Source organism: Halomonas sp. 25-S5, assembly GCF_029889845.1.
Classification (GTDB): Bacteria; Pseudomonadota; Gammaproteobacteria; order Pseudomonadales; family Halomonadaceae; genus Halomonas.
Genome location: NZ_JARANV010000006.1, coordinates 57,666 through 76,960, shown reverse-complemented (window position 1 = coordinate 76,960; position 19,295 = coordinate 57,666). Strand labels below are relative to the sequence as shown.

17 protein-coding genes are annotated in these 19,295 nt (G+C 69.5%); 2 read left to right on the top strand and 15 right to left on the bottom strand.

The window, feature by feature from the left end; genetic code table 11:
- Positions 1–661 precede the first annotated feature (661 nt).
- The 8 genes from OP498_RS06515 to OP498_RS06480 form a co-directional block, all read right to left on the bottom strand.
- Positions 662–1,924 carry a DUF3541 domain-containing protein gene (locus tag OP498_RS06515; protein WP_280552989.1) on the bottom strand — a complete coding sequence of 421 codons (1,263 nt, stop codon included), beginning with the start codon at positions 1,922–1,924 and terminating at the stop codon, positions 662–664.
- Positions 1,921–2,658 carry a trimeric intracellular cation channel family protein gene (locus OP498_RS06510; RefSeq protein ID WP_280552988.1) on the bottom strand — a complete coding sequence of 246 codons (738 nt, stop codon included), beginning with the start codon at positions 2,656–2,658 and terminating at the stop codon, positions 1,921–1,923. Before OP498_RS06510 ends, OP498_RS06515 begins: the two co-directional genes overlap by 4 nt.
- 180 nt (positions 2,659–2,838) lie before the next feature.
- Positions 2,839–4,008 (bottom strand): cell division protein ZapE, encoded by a 1,170-nt coding sequence (zapE, locus tag OP498_RS06505; protein WP_280552987.1) that lies wholly within the window; start codon positions 4,006–4,008, stop codon positions 2,839–2,841.
- 65 nt (positions 4,009–4,073) lie between these two features.
- A complete protein-coding gene (gene astB, locus OP498_RS06500; RefSeq protein WP_280552986.1) occupies positions 4,074–5,453 on the bottom strand; it encodes an N-succinylarginine dihydrolase in 1,380 nt (459 codons plus the stop codon).
- A complete protein-coding gene (gene astD / locus OP498_RS06495) occupies positions 5,450–6,919 on the bottom strand; it encodes a succinylglutamate-semialdehyde dehydrogenase (RefSeq protein ID WP_280552985.1) in 1,470 nt (489 codons plus the stop codon). Before astD ends, astB begins: the two co-directional genes overlap by 4 nt.
- The gene (gene astA, locus OP498_RS06490) at positions 6,919–7,965 is read right to left on the bottom strand and encodes an arginine N-succinyltransferase (RefSeq protein ID WP_280552984.1); all 1,047 of its coding nucleotides are present in this window, start codon (positions 7,963–7,965) and stop codon (positions 6,919–6,921) included. The genes astD and astA overlap by 1 nt, the downstream gene beginning before the upstream one ends.
- Positions 7,965–9,053 carry an arginine N-succinyltransferase gene (locus OP498_RS06485; RefSeq protein ID WP_280552983.1) on the bottom strand — a complete coding sequence of 363 codons (1,089 nt, stop codon included), beginning with the start codon at positions 9,051–9,053 and terminating at the stop codon, positions 7,965–7,967. Before OP498_RS06485 ends, astA begins: the two co-directional genes overlap by 1 nt.
- A gap of 50 nt (positions 9,054–9,103) precedes the next feature.
- Positions 9,104–10,318 (bottom strand): aspartate aminotransferase family protein, encoded by a 1,215-nt coding sequence (locus OP498_RS06480; protein WP_280552982.1) that lies wholly within the window; start codon positions 10,316–10,318, stop codon positions 9,104–9,106.
- A 209-nt stretch (positions 10,319–10,527) separates the two neighbouring features.
- On the opposite strand from OP498_RS06480, the gene OP498_RS06475 reads away from it, so the two are divergent.
- Positions 10,528–11,139, top strand: a complete 612-nt coding sequence (locus tag OP498_RS06475) for a class I SAM-dependent methyltransferase (RefSeq protein ID WP_280549282.1) — start codon at positions 10,528–10,530, stop codon at positions 11,137–11,139.
- Between the two features lie 16 nt (positions 11,140–11,155).
- Here the strand turns inward: OP498_RS06475 and OP498_RS06470 are convergent, their stop codons facing one another.
- Positions 11,156–12,133 carry a GlxA family transcriptional regulator gene (locus OP498_RS06470; RefSeq protein WP_280549284.1) on the bottom strand — a complete coding sequence of 326 codons (978 nt, stop codon included), beginning with the start codon at positions 12,131–12,133 and terminating at the stop codon, positions 11,156–11,158.
- A gap of 142 nt (positions 12,134–12,275) precedes the next feature.
- A complete protein-coding gene (fabV, locus tag OP498_RS06465) occupies positions 12,276–13,502 on the bottom strand; it encodes an enoyl-ACP reductase FabV (protein WP_280549286.1) in 1,227 nt (408 codons plus the stop codon).
- Between the two features lie 196 nt (positions 13,503–13,698).
- Here fabV and OP498_RS06460 point away from each other — a divergent pair, with 196 nt between their 5' ends.
- On the top strand, positions 13,699–14,085 hold the full coding sequence (locus OP498_RS06460) for a hypothetical protein (RefSeq protein WP_280549288.1): 387 nt from the start codon (positions 13,699–13,701) through the stop codon (positions 14,083–14,085).
- Positions 14,086–14,174: 89 nt separating this feature from the next.
- On the opposite strand, the gene OP498_RS06455 is transcribed toward OP498_RS06460, so the two are convergent.
- Genes OP498_RS06455 through OP498_RS06435 form a run of 5 tightly spaced genes read right to left on the bottom strand, consistent with a single transcriptional unit; the run spans position 14,175 to position 19,247 of the window.
- Positions 14,175–14,660, bottom strand: a complete 486-nt coding sequence (locus tag OP498_RS06455; protein ID WP_280549290.1) for a glutathione peroxidase — start codon at positions 14,658–14,660, stop codon at positions 14,175–14,177.
- Positions 14,661–14,705: 45 nt separating this feature from the next.
- A complete protein-coding gene (locus OP498_RS06450) occupies positions 14,706–16,838 on the bottom strand; it encodes a DUF3488 and transglutaminase-like domain-containing protein (protein ID WP_280552981.1) in 2,133 nt (710 codons plus the stop codon).
- Positions 16,835–17,791 carry a DUF58 domain-containing protein gene (locus OP498_RS06445; protein ID WP_280549294.1) on the bottom strand — a complete coding sequence of 319 codons (957 nt, stop codon included), beginning with the start codon at positions 17,789–17,791 and terminating at the stop codon, positions 16,835–16,837. The genes OP498_RS06450 and OP498_RS06445 overlap by 4 nt, the downstream gene beginning before the upstream one ends.
- Positions 17,788–18,714, bottom strand: coding sequence for a MoxR family ATPase (locus OP498_RS06440; RefSeq protein ID WP_280552980.1), 927 nt, complete (start codon positions 18,712–18,714; stop codon positions 17,788–17,790). The genes OP498_RS06445 and OP498_RS06440 overlap by 4 nt, the downstream gene beginning before the upstream one ends.
- On the bottom strand, positions 18,711–19,247 hold the full coding sequence (locus OP498_RS06435; protein WP_280552979.1) for an NUDIX domain-containing protein: 537 nt from the start codon (positions 19,245–19,247) through the stop codon (positions 18,711–18,713). The genes OP498_RS06440 and OP498_RS06435 overlap by 4 nt, the downstream gene beginning before the upstream one ends.
- Positions 19,248–19,295 lie beyond the last annotated feature (48 nt).

The following is a 19,295-nucleotide window of genomic DNA, read 5'->3' as shown; positions in this document are numbered from 1 at the left end:
CAGGTTACGGCTTAAATAGGAAGGCTCCAGATGACAGCATCCCAAAAAATGACGCACATCCGCAGTTCGACTGCCGAGCTTTTCGAGTCCTTCCTTAAAGACTTCACTTTTAATGTTGCCATAAGCGATGAAGAAAAAAACAGAATATACAGACTTCGTCATGAAGTGTATTGCCAGGAAATCGGCTACCACCCCCCCGGAATGGAGAGGAAAAACATCGAGATCGATTCTCATGACTCGCATTCCATTCACTGCCTAATTGAGCACCAGAGATCAGGGCTCGCAGCTGGCTGTCTCAGGCTAGTACTGCCGGCCCCAATGGCCGCCGGAAAGCACCATAGACTGCCTCTTCAGGAGTATGATGAGCGAAGCCTTACACACGAAACTCTCCACCCTGCCAAGCTTCCTTATGACAGCATTTGTGAAATATCGCGATTTGCCATCGCCAGGGCGTTCCGACACAAGCCCATAAAACATGAAACCCTTGATATGAAAAAAAACAGTTATGTATTCACACCCGAGGAGAGAAAGACATTCCCCTTGATAATCGTTGCATTGTTCCTTGCAACCTATGCACTCGTTGGCCTCATGAGCAAGCGCCATGTATTCGCCATGATGGAGCCAAGGCTTCCGAGACTCCTCTCGATGTCAGGCTTCCACTTTACAAAAGTCGGTGAGCGCATCGAGATGCATGGCTCTCGAAACGCTTTCTACATCGATCACCGGAAAGCTGAAAAGGAAATGCATGAAGACCTGATGCCACTTTACCTGTATATTCGTGATCAGTTGGCCCCTCAGCTAAAAACCCTCTCGGCCCACCAGAATGAGGTGTCCTCATATTGCTGAGAAGAGAAATCTTCGGCCCCGGATAGAGCCTCTCCGGCCAGTCCAGCAGCATGATGGCCAGCACGTTGCGGTGCTCCCCGTTGGCCAGGTCGGTGCCTCCCCGCTCTGACGGCACCATCCTCGCCTCGGGGTCATAGGCCTCGACCAGCGCATCCCGCAGGCGCGTCACGGCTGGATGGTCCTCCTCCCCGGCCAGCAGGAAACTGATGCCCACCTCCGTATAGATGTCTTCCTTGGTGTCGACCAGGATGCGCTCCAGCCCGGCGGCGAACTCGTCCAGCACCCAGCGGAACTCCTCTGCTGACACCGGTTGCTGATAGTAGTCGCTGGCGGCGATCACGAAGTGGGTCATGCCATAGATCTTGTTGCGATATTCGGCCGTCGAAAGCCGCGGGTCACGCGCCGGGGGATACTGTCGACGGAAGGCTGCCGTGGCCACCTCCCGCAGGTCGGCGACCCCCAGGTCCTCGAGGTAATACACCAGGTTGGCGACCTGGGCGGCGTAGACCGCCATCACGTCGGGATCGAGCACGAAGGTGCGGAAATCGACGCCCGCCAGGTAGTCCAGCGCCCGGTGGTAGCCGGGAAGGTCGGCCTCATTTAGCAGGCCGTGATATTTCGCCTGGGTCAGGTCGAAGGCCAGGCCCTTTGCATAGGCGATCTCTCCCCACTCACCCAGCATTCGCTTGCGGCGACGCTGCTTCGCGCTGCCTTCCGGATAGGCCGCCACCTGCTCCTGGGCCCGTCGCGCGGCATGGCCGGGGTCGGCCAGGGCATCGATCTCCTCGCGCAGGTCACTCACCAGCTGCCGCCCATAGGCGCGGTTGAGGGGCAGGTAACGATCCTCGCCGGTCAGCCGATAGAGCCGCTGCGCATAGTGTCGCTGCTTGCTCAGGGGCAGGTCGGGTAGCGCCGCCTCGTAACGCTCGCGGATCGCCTCGGCCACCGCCGCATGGTCCAGCCCCTGCTCCTGCTGCGGGAGGGCACAGCCGCCCAGCGACAGCAGCAGCACCATCAGCCAGGTCACGAGCACTGCGGGCGTGCGGACCCTTCCTCGTTCCATCAGGGTCATGCTCATTTCGCCTTCCTCCTTCGTCTGGCGCGTCCGGGCGGGATCAGCTTGACCCTGGCCTTGGATCGCCCACGGGCCTCCTCCTCGCCGCCCTCAGGATCCTGGGAAGTCGCTGGCGGCTGCACCACCACCCAGGCGAATACCGGCAGGGACAGCTGCCAGTGGATCGCCGAGAGCCGCAACCCCAGGGTGACCACCAGCCCCGTGGCGAAGGAGACGGCCAACGGTGCGGCCAGGGCCTCCAGCCCCACGAAGACCACGCCACCGGCAATCGAGGCGGTGGCATAGACCTCCTGCCTGAGCACCATGGGCACCCGACGCGCCAGCACATCGCGGACCATACCGCCGGCCACCCCGGTCAGCAGCCCCATCAGCACCGCCACCACGCCGGGCGCCTCCAGCATCAGGGCCTTGTGGGCGCCGATCACCGTGAACAGCGCCAGGCCGAAGGCGTCCGCCACCGGAAGGAAGCCGCGCGAGAGGCGATGGATGTAGTGGAAGCCGAGGATCGACAGGCCCACGGTGGCGAGTATCACCCAGAGGTAGGCCGGATCCGTCACCCAGAATACCGGACGCACGCCCAGCACCAGGTCGCGCAGGGTGCCGCCACCGATCCCGGTCACCGCCGCCAGCACCAGCATGCCGAAGGGGTCCATCCGCGAACGGCAGGCCAGTATCACGCCCGAGAGGGCGAAGACGATCACCCCCGCCATGTCCAGCCAGTAGACCAGCCCTGTCACATCGTCTCTCCCTTGTTCGCTGGCCGGCAGCATAGCGCATCCGGCCACTTCCCCGCTGCAACGACCCGGCGGTTCAGGCAGGCGGTGGTGTCAGCCGTCGGGCATGAGGGTCAAGGTTTCGACGTGTTGGACGAGGATCTCGTGAGCCGTGCGACCGAGTCAGCGCTCAGCCACTCGATCTCAACGGGCTCCGCCATGACTGCCCTCCTCCTGACGCTGACGACCGAAGCGCTCCAGCTGCATCTCCTGCAGGCGACTCAGTACCCGCCGGAACGGGAAGGCGAGGTAGCCGTGGGGATAGAGCTCGCCCAGCGCCACCTCTGCCTCCAGGTAGAGGGGAATGCGCCGGTCATAGCACTCGTCGACCAGGGCGATGAAGCGGCGCACGCCATCGTCATGCCTGGCCAGCTCGGGAAAGTCCCGCTCGCCCGCCGCGACGCGGGACACCCCGTCCTCGGTGCCCCGGGCGATACTACCCGCCTGTTGTCCGCCGCTCAGGCGAGGCACGTCACTCAGCAGGACATGCGCGAAACGATCCCCCAGGGCGATGAAGTCCAGGGCGGCGAGTGGCTGTTCGCACAGGTCGGCATAGCGGCACCACAGCACCCGCTCGCTGCGACGCACCACCGGAATCGCGCGATGCCCGAGCTCCACGGGGTCGTCGGAGAAGTGTTCTCCTCGGCGCAATCGCTCGAACACCTCGACCAGCACGCTCGGCTCTCCCGCCTGGGCGACCCAGTAACGCGGATGGGCCTGGCCAGGATGCAGCCGGTGGTCCTGGCCGCCGTCGAGCTCGACCACCCGCATGTGCCGCTCGATGGCCGCGATGGCGGGCAGGAAGCGCTCGCGGTTGAAGCCATCGGCATAGAGCTGGTCGGGGGCCTGGTTCGAGGTGCAGACCAGCGTCACCCCATGATCGAACAGGGCGCTCAGCAGGCGCCCGAGGATCATCGCATCGGCGATGTCGCTGACGAACAGCTCGTCGAGGCACAGCACCCGAATCTCGCCGCCCAGCTCCCTGGCCAGGGCCATCAAGGGATCGGCGGTGCCGCTCAACTGGAACTGGCGCCGGTGAACCCAGCGCATGAAGTGGTGGAAGTGCAGGCGACGCGCGGGCACCCGGAGATTCCGATGGAAGCCATCCATCAGCCAGGTCTTGCCACGCCCGACCGGGCCCCAGAGGTAGACCCCCGGGATGGCCGCGGCCGTGGCACTGCCCTCCGCCTCCTGCAGGGCGTGAAAGCATGCCTCGAGATGGCCGACTGCCCGCCACTGGGCCTCGTCCGAGGCGAAGCCGGCCTGCTCGACCGCCTGGCGATAGGCGTCCATTGGCGACGGAGACGCCCTCATCGCCTGCGGCTCCCCGCCCATGTCGGCCTCCTCCTGGCCTGCGCCACCGGCACTCGGCGCGCCACTCATCCTCGCTGGAAGGGGTAGACGGCGCCGATGGCCAGGATCCCCGTCAGCTCGTCCAGCGCCGCCAGGGTCTCCTTGGCCAGCTGCGGGTCGGCCAGGTCCTCCGGGGCCAAGCGGTCGCGGTAGTGACGCTCGACCCAGGCGGTGAGCTCGCCGTGCAGGGCCTCGGTGAGCAGGACACGTCCCGACAGGGCCGCGCGCTCGGCCGCCGAGAGCACCACCCGCAGCCGCAGGCAGGCGGGGCCTCCGCCGTTGCGCATGCTCTGCTTGACGTCCTTGACCACGACCTCGCTGATGGGATTGTGGCCGGCCAGCAGGAGATCCTGGATGGTGCGCCAGACGCTCTCGCGTTCCTGGCACTCCCCGGGCACCACCAGCGTCATGGTGCCGTCCGGGTTGGAGAGCAGCTGGGAGTTGAAGAGGTAGGAGGCCACGGCGTCCTCAAGGCTGACCGCCTCCTCGGGAATCCGTATCGGCACCAGCGGCGTGGCCATCTTGCCCCTCAGCGCATCCAGGGTGGCCTGCTCGTCGAGGAAGGCTCGCTCGTGGTAGAGCAGCACCGGGCCGTTGCCCACGCTGATGACGTCGTTGTGGAAGACGCCGGCGTCGATGGCCTCGGGGTGCTGCTGGGCGAACACCACCTGGGACTCCGTGAGGCCATGCTGGCGGGCAATTGCCTGGCTCGCTTCCAGGGTCTGGCGCGCCGGGTAGCGCCGGGGGGCCACGCCCTCCTCCGCTCCCCAGCCGAAGGCCGCGCGGCCATAGACGAAGAGGTGCACCCCAGGCTCGCCGTGGTCCGCGGCGAGGCGGGTATGGTTGGCCGCGCCCTCGTCGGAGAAAGCCGGGGTCGCCGGCAGCACCGGGTGGTGGGCGAAGCACGCCTCGTCGCGGAAGATCGCTGCCAGCACTCGGGTGGTGGTGGCCGGCTCCAGGAAGCGGTGGAAGCTCGACTGCAGGTTGGCCGGGGTGACGTGCACCCGGCCGTCCGGCGCATCCGTGGAGGGCGTCACCGTGGCGGCATTGGCGGTCCACATGCTCGAGGCCGAGCAGACCGCGCGCAGGATCTGCGGGGCCTCGCCCGCCGCCCGGGCCAGCACCCGCGCATCGCTGCCGGAGAAGCCGAGCTGGCGAAGCGCCCCCAGGTCGGGGCGCTGCTGGGGCGGCAGCACGCCCTGGGCGTAGCCGGCGTCCATCAGCGCCTTCATCTTGCCCAGGCCCTGCAGGGCGGCCTCCCGGGGATTGGCCTCCAGGCCACCGTGGGTCATGGAGGCGACATTGCCCAGGGCCAGGCCGGCATAGTTGTGGGTCGGGCCGACCAGGCCGTCGAAGTTGACCTCACGAGAGTTGACCTCGCGTACGTCCGGGGTCGGCTGGCTCATAGCGTCACCCCCGGGGGCAGCGTCTCGGGCAGCACCAGCGCCTCGCTCTCCATGGAGGCGACCGGATAGGCGCAGTAGTCGGCGGCGTAGTAGGCGCTGGGGCGATGGTTGCCGCTCTCGCCGACGCCACCGAAGGGCGCATCGCCGGAAGCGCCGGTGGTCTGGCGGTTCCAGTTGACGATGCCGGCGCGGATACGCAGCAGGAAGTCGTCCCAGTCATCACGCTCGCCGCCGATCAGCCCGGCGGAGAGGCCGTAGCGGGTATCGTTGGCCAGGCGCAGCGCCTCGTCCCAGTCGCGATAACGATGCACCTTGAGCAGCGGGCCGAAGTGCTCCTCGTCGGGCACCGCCAGGCCGGTGACGTCGATCAGCGCCGGGCTGAGCAGGCTGGTATCCGATTCGACACGCGCCATGCGCGCCAGCACCGTGCCCCCCAGCGCCTCCAGGTCGTCCTGGGCCTTGAGCAGGCCATCGGCGGCCACCACGCTCACCAGGCCGGCATAGAAGGGCGCGGGGTCACTGAACTGGCCCGCCACCCGCAGCCTCGAGATGGCGTCACTGAGGGCATCCAGCAGGTGATCCCCCACCTGGCCCTCGGGCACGATCAGCCGCCGGGCGCAGGTGCAGCGCTGGCCGCCGGAGAGGAAGGCCGACTGCAGGATGCTCAGCACGGCCGCCTCCTGGTCGGGGACATCCTTCACCACCAGCGGGTTGTTGCCGCCGAGCTCCAGGGCCAGGATCTTGTCCAGCTGGTCGGCGAACTGGCGATGCAGGAGGCCCCCGACCCGGGCGCTGCCGGTGAACAGCAGGCCATCGATGCCGGGGTTTGCCGAGAGCGCCTGGCCGGTAGCGGCCGCGCCCTGCACCAGATTGATCACGCCGTCGGGCAGCCCCGCCTCCTGCCAGCACTGCAGGGTGAGGTCGGCGGTCAGCGGGGTCTGCTCGCTGGGCTTGAACACCACGCAGTTGCCGGCCAGCAGCGCCGGCACCATGTGGCCGTTGGGCAGGTGGCCGGGGAAGTTGTAGGGGCCGTAGACCGCCATCACCCCATGCGGGCGATGGCGCAGCACGGCGGTGGCGTCCCCCAGATCGCGGCTGCGCTCGCCGGTGCGCTCCTGGTAGGCGCGGATCGAGATCGCCACCTTACCGATCATCGCGCCGACCTCGGTGCGGGCTTCCCAGAGGGGCTTGCCGGTCTCCTGGGCGATGGCGGTGGCCAGGTCCTCGCGATGACGCTCCAGCACCTCGCGGAAGCGCTCGACCAGCGCCTGGCGCTCGTCGAAGGCGGTGCGCGCCCAGGCCGGGAAGGCGCCCCGGGCGGCCGCCACCGCGGCGCCTACCTGGGCCTCGGTGGCGGCGGCGCCTTCCCAGAGGCGTTCATCGGACACCGGATCGTGCTTGGTGAAGGCCTCGCCCTCACCCGCCTGCCAGGTGCCACCGATCAGCAGTTGTCGTCTTGCCTTCATCACGCCTCCTCCTCGGTATCCAGTATGCGCAGGGTGTCGCCGGAGGCGACCTCCAGCCGACGCGCCTCGGCTTCGTCGAGCGTCACCACGCCCTCGGCGTCGGGCCCGCGTCCCAGCCAGGCGGCACAGAAGCCGGCCATCCCGGTGGTGGCCGCCAGCCAGCGCGGCCGCGGCGAGCGCTCGAGCATGCCGGTCTTGACCTCCACCCGGCAGCGCCGCGACAGCCGCACCCCACGCACGTCGTCGATGTAGGCCTCCACGGTGGGGCCGCCGTCGAAGATGTCGATATAGCCCTCCCAGCGCAGGCCCTCCTTCTTGAGCATGGCCAGCGCCGGTCGGGTATGGACATGGACCTCGCCGATGCAGGCCCGCGCCGCCTCACTGAGGAAGGGGGTGTAGATCGGGAACTTGGGCATCAGCTCGCCGATGAAGCTCTTCTGGCCAAGCCCCGTGAGCTTGTCTGCCTCGTCGAAGTCGAGCGGGAAGAAGTGGCTGCCCAGGCACTCCCAGAAGGGGCTCCTGCCGTGCTCGTCGAAGACGCCGCGCATCTCGGCGAGCACCTTGTCGGGGAAGCGGTCGCGGAACTCGGCCATGAACAGCCAGCGCATCATCGACAGCAGTGCGCCGTTGCGCTCGTGGCGACGGTCGGCACCGCGGTACTCGGGGCGCAGGAACAGTGAGGCCACCTCGGCATCGCCGGTGTGATCGGAGCTCAGGAAGAGGGTGTCGATGGTGCGGTGCAGGTCGAGCTGTACCGAGGAGTGGGCCAGGGTCCCGAGCCGGTAGTGGTAGAAGGGGATCTCGCGCCCCACCTGGCCCTCGATGGCACAGCAGCCGGCCAACCGTCCGCTCGCCTCGTCCTCCAGCACGAAGAAGTAGAGCCGCTGGTCCTGCGGCGTGCGCTCCTCGAAGGCGGCCACCGTCGAGGCGATCTTGGCCGCCAGGAAGTCGCGGTTGTCGGGTAGCGAGGTGAAGCCCACCCCGGTCTCCCGGGCCAGGGCCTGCAGCTCGTCCAGGTCGCCCTCGGCGATCGGTCGAATACGCATCACAGCTCTCCCTCGTCATAGCCCGGATCGTGCTCGTCGACACTCCCATCCCCCATCACCGGCAGCGGCAGGGGGGCGGCCAGCACGGCGCGCCCCTCCTCCACGCCCAGCCGCTCGGCATGCGCCGGGGAGAGCATCAGCTGGCCGGTGGGCGACAGGGCATAGCGCGCCACCACGCAGCGGAAATCGCCGAGGCGCTGGTTGGCGACCATGGCCGGCTCGGCGTCGGGCAGCGCGTGGGCGGGACGGATGCGCACCGGGTGCCAGGCGGCCCGTCGGAAGCTGGCCAGGCGCTCGCGCTCGGCCTTGATCACCGGGCCGGCATCGAAGAGATCCACGTGGCGCGAGCGCAGGAAGCCCTCGGCCAGCATCTCGGTCAAGGCCGGCTCGTGGTCGGGATGCTCGCGGCCGATGGCGGCCCGGGCCTGGCGGGTGAGCAGCGCCAGGTAGAGCGGGAACTGAGGCATGACCTCGGCGATGAAGCTCTTCGAGCGCACCCCGGCCAGGTAGTTGATCTCCTGGTAGTCGCGCACGAAGAAGTGGCGCCCCACGCTGTTCCAGAACGGCGACTCGCCCTGCTCGTCCAGGTAGCCGGGAAAGGCCATGGCCAGGATCCCGGCGAAGCGCTCGGGGTACTGGGCGATGAACATCAGCCGCGCCCGGCGTAGCAGGCTTTCGGCGCTGGTGCCCTTGTAGCGGGCATCTAGCGACAGGGCACAGAGCAGGGTCGCCTCCGAGACCTCGTGGGAGAGCGACAGGGTCGGCACCTCGCGACGCACGTCGAGCTGCTGGGAGGCGTGGATCAGCGTCTCCTGGCGATAGGTGTAGTAGGCCTCGCGGGCGCCGGCCTGGGCCCGGATGGTGGCGGTACCTACCACCTCTCCGCGCGCCAGGTCCTCGAGCACGAAGGTGTAGTGCTCGTCGCCGGGCGCCTCGACCTCGGCGGCGAAGGCACGCTGGGAGCGGGCGATACGCTCTTCCAGACGATCACGGTGGGCCGGCAGGTTGGTCAGCCGCGGCGTCGCGCTGCCGGCCAGCCGCTCCAGGGCCGGCAGGTCCGCCGGGCGGACGGGGCGTATGACCAGCATGGCAGGGTCTCCGGAAGGGGATAAGTCGTCACGCATCGCGGCACCGGGGCTCACTGCCCCGCCACCAGCCTTGCCACCGCCCGCTCGAGACGCGCCATGCCCTCGGCGACATCGGCCTCGGGGATCACCAGCGAGGGCGCCATGCGCAGCACGTTGGGGCCGGCGATCAGCGCCATCAGCCCCTCCTCGAGGGCCAGCGGCAGGATGTCCTTGGCCCGCCCCTCGTACGCCGGTGCCATCTCGGCTCCGATCAGCAGCCCCATGCCGCGGATCTCCCGGAACACGCCATGCTGGCGGTTGATCGCCTCGAGGTGCTCGCGGAAGAGATCATGGCGGCGCTTGATGCCCTCGAGCACCTCAGGGGTGTCGATGTACTCCACGGCGGCCAGGGCCACGGCCGAGGCCAGTGGGTTGCCGCCGTAGGTGGAGCCGTGGGTGCCGATGGCCATGGCCGGGGCCACGCGGTCGGTGGTCAGCATGGCACCCACCGGGAAGCCGCCGCCCAGCGACTTGGCGCTGGTCAGGATGTCCGGGGTCACGCCGTATTGCTGGTAGGCATAGAGCGAGCCGGTGCGCCCGGCCCCGGTCTGCACCTCGTCGAAGATCAGCAGCGCATCGAAGGCGTCGCACAGGTCGCGCAGCCCCTGCAGGAACTCGGGGTCGGCGGGGATGATGCCGCCCTCCCCCTGCATCGGCTCGACCATCACCGCGCAGGTGTCGTCATCGATCAGGTTGCGCACGCTGTCCAGGTCATTGAACTGGCCATGGACGATGCCCCCCGGCACCGGGCCGAAGCCCTGGGAGTACTTGGGCTGCCCGCCGACGCTGACGGTGAAGAAGGTACGGCCATGGAAGGACTGCGAGAAGGAGACGATGCGGTGCTTGTGCTCGCCATGCTGGTCATGGGCCCAGCGCCGCGCCAGCTTGAGGGCCGCCTCGTTGGCCTCGCCGCCGGAGGAGCAGAGGTAGACCTTGTCGGCGAAGGTGCGCTCGACCAGGCTGCGCGCCAGAGCCAGGGCCGGCTCGTTGGTATAGACATTGGAGAGGTGCCAGAGCTTGTTCGCCTGGGCCGTGAGGGCCTCGACCAGCACCGGATGGCAGTGCCCCAGGCCATTCACGGCGATACCGCCGGCAAAATCGATGTACTCGCGGCCCTCCTGGTCCCACAGGCGACTCCCCTCGCCGCGCACCGGAACCGCCTTCTGAGGGGCGTAGTTGGGCACCATGTAGTGGTCGAAGTCGGCGCGGGTCGGGGTCTGGCTCATGTCGCTCTCCATTCCTGGCATGACGAATCAACTATCACTCGGATCAACTATCATTCGGATCAACTATCATTCGAGTCAACTGACACTCGAGTATAGGGAGCGCCGCCGCAGGAAGCTTTCAGCAATGGGACGGCGAGTTGTGTAAAAGGCAGTCGCCGTGCTGCCCCAGGCGCGCCGCGGGACACCCCCCCGTCGACGAGGAGTTCGTCATGTTCAACACCACGGCCTGGAACCGGATCCGCTACGGGCTCTACGCCCCGGTCTACGACCTGGTTGCCGAGCGCGCCTTCCGTGGAGCCCGCCGCACGGCCCTCGGCCAGGTGACCTGGCAGCCCGGCATGCGGGTGCTGCTGGTCGGCGCCGGCACCGGGCTCGACCTGCCTTGGCTGCCCCGCGACATCGAGCTTCACGCCGGCGACCTGTCACCGACCATGGTCAGGCGCCTCGAGCAGCGCGCCGAGGCTCAGGGCCGGGACGTCCAGCCCCAGGTCATGGATGCCGAGTGCCTCGCCTACCCTGACGACCACTTCGACGTGGTGGTGATGCACCTGATACTGGCGGTGATGCCCGACCCCGCACGGGGGCTCGCCGAGGCCCGCCGGGTGCTGAAGCCGGATGGCCAGCTCTGCGTGATGGACAAGTTCCAGACCGACGACCATCCCGCGGGCCTCGTCCGACATGGCCTGAACGCCCTCACCTCGGCCATCGCCACCGACATCACCCGCCAGGCCCGGCCACTGCTGGAGGCGGCCGGCTTCGTCATCGAGCAGGACACACCGGTAATGATGGGCTCGCTGGTCCGCGCCCTGTTGGCGCGCTAGCGAGTCGACCCGCTCTCTACCTCAGCCGCTCCTCGCGGGGCGTGATGTCGAAGTGGTTGCGGTAGGCGGTGGAGAAGTGCGCCGCCGAGGAGAAGCCGGTCTGCAGGGCGATCTCGCCGGCGGGACGGTCGCTCTCACGCAGCAGGCGCCGCGCCTGCTGCAGGCGCAGGTCCAGGTAGTAGCGGCTGGGCACCGCCTGCAGGTACTTCTTGAACAGTCGCTCTAGCTGGCGACGGGAGATGCCCAGGTGCTCGGCCAGCTCGTGGGTGGTCAGCGGCTCCTCGATGTTGGCCTCCATCAGCGCCACCGCCTCAGCCAGGCTCTCGGGGGCATGGCCGAGCCGCGAGCGCAGCGGGACCTGCTGGGGCTCGTCGCCCATGCGGATACGCTCCAGCACGAAGTGCTCGGAAATGCGCTCGGCCAACCGGGGGCCGTGCTGGCTGCCCACCAGGGTCATCATCATGTCCATGGCGGCGGTGCCGCCCCCGCAGGTCAGGCGGTCGCGGTCGATCTCGAAGAGCTGGCGGGAGAGGCGCACGCGGGGGAAGGCCTCGGAGAAGGCATCGAAGCGCTGCCAGGGCAGCGTCGCCCGGTAGCCATCCAGCACCCCGGCCCGGGCCAGCACTTCGGTGCCACCGCCGATGCCGCCCAGCAGCACGCCCGCCCCGGCCAGCCGACGTAGCCACTCGATCAAGGGCACGGGGACGCTGCCGAAGAGCGGGCCCGGGGCGCACACCAGCAGCAGGTCCAGGGGCTCATCGACCTCATTGATCCCGGCCTGGGGCATCAGTGCCTGATGGGAGGCGCTGGCCACCGGGCCGGCAACGCTGGCGAAGGTGGTAAGCCGATAGAGCGTGCGTCCCTCGAGGCGGTTGGCCACCGCCAGGGGCTCGGTGGCACAGGCCTGGGCCAGCAGGGAGAAGCCGGGCAGCACCACCACGCCGACATGCCGCGTCACTGACGTCGGGCGAAGGGAAGTGAGGGGCTCGGGCATGCAGATCTGGCCTTGGGGTGGGTGCCGGGGCGCTGGGCAATGTGCCCCATCTTACCCAAGGCCAGGAAGATCCACAGCCCCGCCGCGCGGACAGGGCAGCGGCGTCGTGCGGCCTATTCGGCGTTGCCGGAAACGCGGGACCCTACAGGTTCACGACATCGAAGTCGGCCACCGGGTTCACGTCGGCCTCGTAGTCCACGTCGTCGCGCTCGAAGCCGAACAGCTTCAGGAAGTCGTGCTTGTAGCCGGCGTAGTCGGTGATCTCGAAAAGATTCTCGGTGGTCACCCGAGGCCACAGCGCCTTGCAGGCCTGCTGGACGTCATCGCGCAGCTCCCGGTCGTCCAGGCGCAGGCGGCCGGCCTGATCGGTGGCCACCTCACCGCCCTGACCTCGAGGTGAATAGAGTTGCTCGCCGAACAGGCGATTGAGCTGGTCGATGGTGCCCTCGTGCAGGCCCTTCTCCTTCATCACCTTGTAGACCATGGCGATATAGAGCGGCATCACCGGGATGGCCGCGCTAGCCTGGGTGACGACCGACTTGAGCACCGCCACATTGGCGCCGCCACCGGTGGCGGAAAGGCGCTTGTCGATCTCGCCGGCGGCACGATCCAGATCCTCTTTCGCCTTGCCCAGGGCGCCGTGCCAGTAGATCGGCCAGGTGATCTCGGTGCCGATGTAGCTGAAGGCCACGCTGCGGGCCCCGGGCGCCAGCACTCCGGCACGGTCCAGGGCATCGATCCATAGTTCCCAGTCCTCGCCGCCCATCACTGCCCTGGTGTCCTCGATCTCCTGCTCGGTGGCGGGCTCGACCTCGGCCTCGATGATGGCATCCTTGTTGGTGTCGATGGCGGTGGCACGGTAGGTCTCGCCGATCGGCTTGAGCGCCGAGCGCTTGAGCTCGCCGCTGTCGGGAAGCTTTCGCACCGGCGAGGCCAGCGAGTAGACCACCAGGTCGACCTGGCCCAGGTCCTGCTGGATCAGCTCGATGGCGGTCTCGCGGGCCTCGTGGGAGAAGGCGTCGCCGTTGATCGACTTGCTGTAGAGGCCCTCGGCCTTGGCGAACCGGTCGAAGGCGGCGCTGTTGTACCAGCCGGCGGTGCCGGGCTTCTTCTCGCTGCCGGGCTTCTCGAAGAACACACCCAGGGTGTCGGCCCCGTAGCCAAAGGCCGCGGTGATGCGGGCCGCCAGGCCGTAGCCGCTGGACGCACCGATCACCAGCACCTTCTTCGGCCGCTGCTCCTCGTCACCCGGGGTCTTGTCCAGGCCGCGGGCGCGGGTCGCCTCGATCTGCTCGAGCACGTTCTTCTCGCAGCCGACGGGGTGGGTGGTGGTGCAGATGAAACCGCGTACCTTGGGCTTGATGATCACGTCAGACCTCGTTGTTGTCCGGCGGGCGGGGCAACCGCTCCCGTCCGCATGGGGGAATGAATGCGCCGAATGGTTGGATCGAAGGGGCAGTGGGCGACATTCTAGCGGCCCCGACGGCAGCTGTCCGCCCTTGAGGCCAGCGCAGGGCTGGTGCAGGATGCTCGTCCCGGGCAACGAGTGTGGCAGGAGGGTAGCGATGGATGCACAGATGCTGGTCGACGAACGCGGCGAGCTATGGCTGGCGCTGGCCCCGCTGTGGCTGGAACGGGAGCCCCGCGAGACCGACTATGCGCGCATGGTCGCGGTCATCCAGCGCCACGACCTGAGCGTGCGCGATCTGGAGTGGGTCTTCCGCCTGGAACTTGCCCCGGTGCTCTCGCGCCACCAGATGTCGGTGGCCGGCGAATGGCGCTCGTTCGACGACCACAAGCTGATGAAGCAGTTGGTGGCCCACAATCTGCGGCTCAACGGTTGGCGGCGCAAGAGCTGGGCGTTGTTCTCGGGACTGACCACCATGATGACGCGCCATCGCTGGAACGAGCTGATGGGACGGGTGCTGGTCGAGCGCGGCGAGATGCCCTGACCACGACCCGGGATGACCCGGCTCGGCCATTGGGCTGGAACGCGCCGAGGGAGCGGGTGCCGGTCGAACGCGGCGAGATGCCCGGTCCTTCAGGGCTCGTCCAGGGCCTTCTCCAGCGCCTCGCGCAACGCCACCTCGCCGTCGCGGGGGGAGAACCGGTGAATGCCCCGGCCATCCCGGCCGACCAGGAACTTGGTGAAGTTCCACTTGATCATGCCGGTTCCCAGCACCCCCGGCGCTTGGCGCTTGAGCTCGACGAACAGCGGATGGGCGCCGCGGCCGTTGACCCTGACCTTCTCCAGCAGCGGGAATGACACCCCGTACTCGTGCTCGGCGAAGCGACAGAAGTCCAGCGCCGACTCCGGCGACTGGCGGGCGAACTGGTTGCACGGAAAGCCCAGCACGGTGAACCCCCGGTCGCGATAGCGAACATAGAGGTGCTCGAGGTCACGCAGCTGGGAGGTAAAACCGCACTGGCTGGCCACATTGACGATCAGCAGCACCTGGCCACGCAGGGCGCGCAGGTTGAAGGGCTCACCACTCGGGGTGCGGCATTCGTAATCATGGATGGACATGGATCGGGCTCGCTCTCTGACCCTCTACGATGACATGCCGACTCCTCACGCACCAGCCCCGCCCGGGCCAAACCGCCGCCTCGGCAACCGGCGGCGCACCTCGGCCACGCGCTGCGCCAGCCGGCGTCGCCGCTGGCGCCGCTCGGCCTCCTCGAGGGGCGCATAGGCCAGCCGCTCGAGGTCCCGGGCACACTCCTCGAGCGCCCTCCCCGCCGGCCCGGCCTGGGGGGCGATGCGCCGCAGGTGGGCGGCGGGAGACTCCCCCGGGCGGGCCGCCAGGCCATGCCGGGCCAGCCAGGCCTGCAGGCTGCCCACCAGCCAGCGCTCGTCACGCCGGCGCCGGCGGTGTTGCCAGCTCCCACGAGCCAGCAGGACAAGGCCCGCGGCAACGACCAGCACCACCACCAGGCCCAGCGCAGTGGTCACGGCCCCCCGGCCGGGCAGCCACGCATCCAACCGCGCCCAGGCCTCGCGCCACCAACCCGCCAGCCTTGCCATCAGGGAACGGCGCGACTCGCGCTGGTAGCCGATCACCCCGCGCTGCCAGCGGTATTCAAGGCGCTCCCACTCCAGGCGCAGGCGGTTCACCCAGCCCACCTCGCGCATGCGCAACGGGGAGAAGCGGGCATCCGCCAGGAAGGCCTCGGCGCCGTCATCGACCGCCTGGGCGCCCTGTTCGATGCGCTCCGGGGCGATGACCGCGGTGGGGTCCAGGCGCCGCCAGGCAGCGTCGCGCCATACCTCCACCCAGGCGTGGGCATCATAGTCTCTGACCGTGAAGTGGCCATCCGGGTGCCGCTCACCGCCCAGGAAACCCGCCACCACCCGCGCCGGGATGCCCGCCATGCGCGCCATCACGGCGGCCGCCGAGGCGTAGTAGGTGCAGTAGCCGGCCTGGCTGTCGAACAGGAAGTCATCGACGCGGTGCTCGCCGACCAGCCGGGGCGGCGAGAGCGTATAGCGATAGGGGGCCTCGCCGAAACGCGCCATCATCGCCGCGAGATAGGCGTCGGGGTCGCCGTCGCTCTCCCGCCACAGCCGCTCCGCCAGGGCCCGGGTACGGGGGTTGGCACCGTCGGGCAGCAGGCGGTGCCACCGCTCCCCGGCGGGGTCCGGATTGACCGGCGGCGCCCCGCTGCTGGAGAGCCTCAGCAGGCTGCGAGAACTCAGCGGGGTCAGCCCCTCCAGGGTGCCGTCGGCCAGAAAGCGCAGGCGGCTGTCGCTTTCCAGCGGCGTGCCCAGAGAGGGGCGCCAGGTGCGGCTGTCGGGCTCGAGCAGCAGCTCGGCGCTGAAGCGCGCGCCCTCCTGCGCCTGCCAGGGGGAGCGTGTTCCTTCACGCACGAAGGCCTCGACCGGGCGCTCCAGGGCGCCGGCCAGTTGGTCGGGCGTGGCCCGCGACCAGCGGATGCCATCGAAGTGCGACAGGGTGTAGACCCGCCAGTAACGCTCGTCGGGGGCGGGCTCGCGCCCCTCGAAGCGGACCCGGAAGGCCCGCGCATCGCTGCGCGACAGCTCGGCGATGTCGCCCGGGGAGATCTCGTCGGTCAGGCCGGTGGCGGCCCGGTCCAGCTGGGGCATGCTCCACAGCGGCCCCAGGCGCGGGAAGGCGACGAACAGCAGCGCCATCAGCGGGGCCGAGAGCGCCAGTAGCCAGGCCGTCTCCCGCCAGGCCTGGCGCAGGCCGGTGGCACCGGAGAGCCAGACCAGCGACTGCAGCAGCCAGGCCACCGCCAGCAGGGCACCCGCGGCCATGGCAATCCCCTGGTCATGCAGGAAGGCCACGGTCGTTGCCACCAGGCCGATCACCACCACCACCCGGGCATCGCGCCGGTCATGGGTCTCGAGCAGCTTGAGCAGGTAGACGCCGAGCAGCAGGCCGACCAGCCCGTCCATGGTGCCCAGGGTGCCGAACTGCAGCCACAGCGCCAGCACTAGCCCGCCCACCGCGGCCAGCCGCAGCAGGATGCCGGCACGGGGCAGGCCGCGACGCAGCTGCACGAGCCGGTAGCCGGCCACCGCCAGGGCCAGTGCCACCAGCCAGGCCGGCATCCAGGCGAGGTGCAGGGCCAGCACCAGGCACTGGCCGATGAACAGCTGACGCAGCATGCCCCCGCTCAGCCCCCGGCCATCCGCCAGCACGGCCGGGGCCGCCAGCCTGGCGGGAGTACGGACGCTCATGCTCCAGCCTCCGGCCGGGCCGCCGGGAAGCGCGCCAGGGCATCCAGCGCCCGGCGCCGCTGGGCCTCGCCCTCACCCTGGGGCAGGGTGAGGCCCGGCAGCCTGAGGCCATAGCGGTCGCCGGCACGGTGGTGGGCCAGCACCCGGGCACAGAGCACCGAGAGGCGCCGCTCCGGGTCGCCGCGACAGGCGGCGTAGTCCAGCCACAGCTGCCGGCGCGGCGGCACGCTGAACGCCTTGGTGGCGAGCACCCCGGTGCGGCTCCACTGCTTCCAGGCCACCCGCCCCGGGCTGTCGCCGGGCTGAAAGCGGCGCAATCCCGCGAAGTCGCTGGCCTCCAGGCCCGCCCCGCCGTGGCGCACGGCCGGCTCGTCCTCCCCCACCGGGCGTGGCCAGACCAGCAGCTCGGCGTCGTGGCGGACCCAGGCCACCACCCGGACCAGCCCCAGCGGCCAGCGGGTCTCGAGGCGCAGCCAGGGCAGCGCCAGGACCCCGCGCCGGGGCGTCGGCAGGGCCAGCTCGGCCTCGCCGAGGCCGCCGACGATGTCCACCCGGCCCCGGGCACCGTCGCAGCGGAGTTCCAGGGCCGTGCGCTCGCGGCGTGCCCTGAGCACCACCCCCAGACGCGCCTCGCCGCCGGCGAAGGCCTCCCGGGGCAACCGCAGCCCCGGGGTGACGCCGAGCAGGTTGAGCCAGCCGCGCAGCAGCACCACCACGCCGACGCTGAACAGCCAGAAGGCCAGCCCGTAGGCCAGGCTGTTCTGGTAGTTGATGCCGAACAGCAGCAGCACCACCACCAGCACCGCCCAGCCCAGGCCGAAGCGGGTGGGAATCAGGAACAGCCGTCGCTGGGGCAGGGGGTGATCCATCGAGGCGGCCAGGCGACGCAGCCACCAGTGGCGCAACCGCCCGGCAGGGCGGGGGCCGGAGGTCGCCGCGGTGGCCACGCTCACCCCATCACCGCCACGCGGGTCAGCAGGTGGCGGGCCAGCGCCTCGCCCTCCTCCCGGGGGCCGCTGCTGAGTCGATGGCCCGTCACCGGGACCCACACCGCCTGGACGTCCTCGGGCAGCACGTGATCGCGCCCCTCGAGCAGCGCCCAGCCCCGGGCCGCCTGGAGCAGGGCCAGCACGCCCCGGGTGGAGAGCCCCCAGGCCAGCTCGGGATGCTCGCGGCTGGCCGCGGCCAGGGCCTGGACGTAGTCGAGCAGGGCATCGGCCACATGGACCCCGTCCAGCCGCGCCTGCCAGCCGCGCAGGCGCTCGGCGTCGAGCAGCGGCATCAGCGCCTCGAGCTTCACTCGCCCGGCCCGGCCGCGCAGGATCTCGCGCTCGGCGCGGGGGTCCGGATAGCCCAGCGAGAGGCGCATCAGGAAGCGGTCGAGCTGCGACTCCGGCAGCGGGAAGGTCCCTGCCTGCTCCTGGGGATTCTGAGTGGCGATCACGAAGAAGGGATCGGGCAGCGCCCGGGTCTCGCCCTCCACGGTCACCCGCCCCTCCTCCATCGCCTCGAGCAGCGCGCTCTGGGTCTTGGGGGTGGCCCGGTTGATCTCGTCGGCCAGCACCAGGCCGTGGAAGACCGGCCCGGGATGGAAGAGGAAGCGCGCCTCCCGCGGGTCGAAGACCGAGACCCCCAGCACGTCGGCGGGCAGCAGGTCGCTGGTGAACTGCAGGCGCTGCATGTCCAGGCCCACGACCCGCGCCAGCGCCTGGGCCAGGGTGGTCTTGCCGAGCCCCGGCAGGTCTTCGATCAGCAGGTGGCCGCGGGCCAGCAGGCAGCAGAGCGCCAGGCGCACCTCCCGGGACTTGCCGAGCACCACCCCTTCCAAGGCGGCAAGCACCGCCTCCAGGTCGGGAAGTCGCTCCGGCCGGTTCATCGCCCCGCCTCCAGCTCGCCGCCGGCCAGCAGGGCCTGCACCGCCTGGCGGGTATCCGGGGTGACGCCCTCTAGGGCCAGGGCCTCGGCGGGCGGCAGCCAGAAGGCCTCGGCCACCTCCTCGGCCTGCAGCGTCAGCGGGCCATCGTGGTCGACCAGGAAGAGGCTGCCGAAGATATGGTTGCCGCCCGCGTCATGGACGAAGCCCCCCAGGTGGTGCAGCGGCACGCCCCGGATGCCGAGCTCTTCTGCCAGCTCGCGGCGGGCCGCCACGTGCACCGCCTCGCCGGCTCCCACCACGCCGCCGGCGGCGAGGTCCAGCCCGCCCGGGAAGACCTCTTTGGTCAGGGTGCGACGCTGCACGCAGAGCTCGCCGCGGCGATTGCGCACCACCACATAGGTGGCCCGGTGCCAGAACCGGAAGCGGCGCATGGCGGCCCGGGGGGCGCTGCCGCAGGGGCGGTTGCGCGCATCCACCAGCTGGATCTGCTCATCGGCGATATGCGGCTCGGGCAGGGATGCATCGATGGTCATGGGGGACTCCCGGGGAAATGCCTTCAGCCTACCCAGTCACGCCGGCAG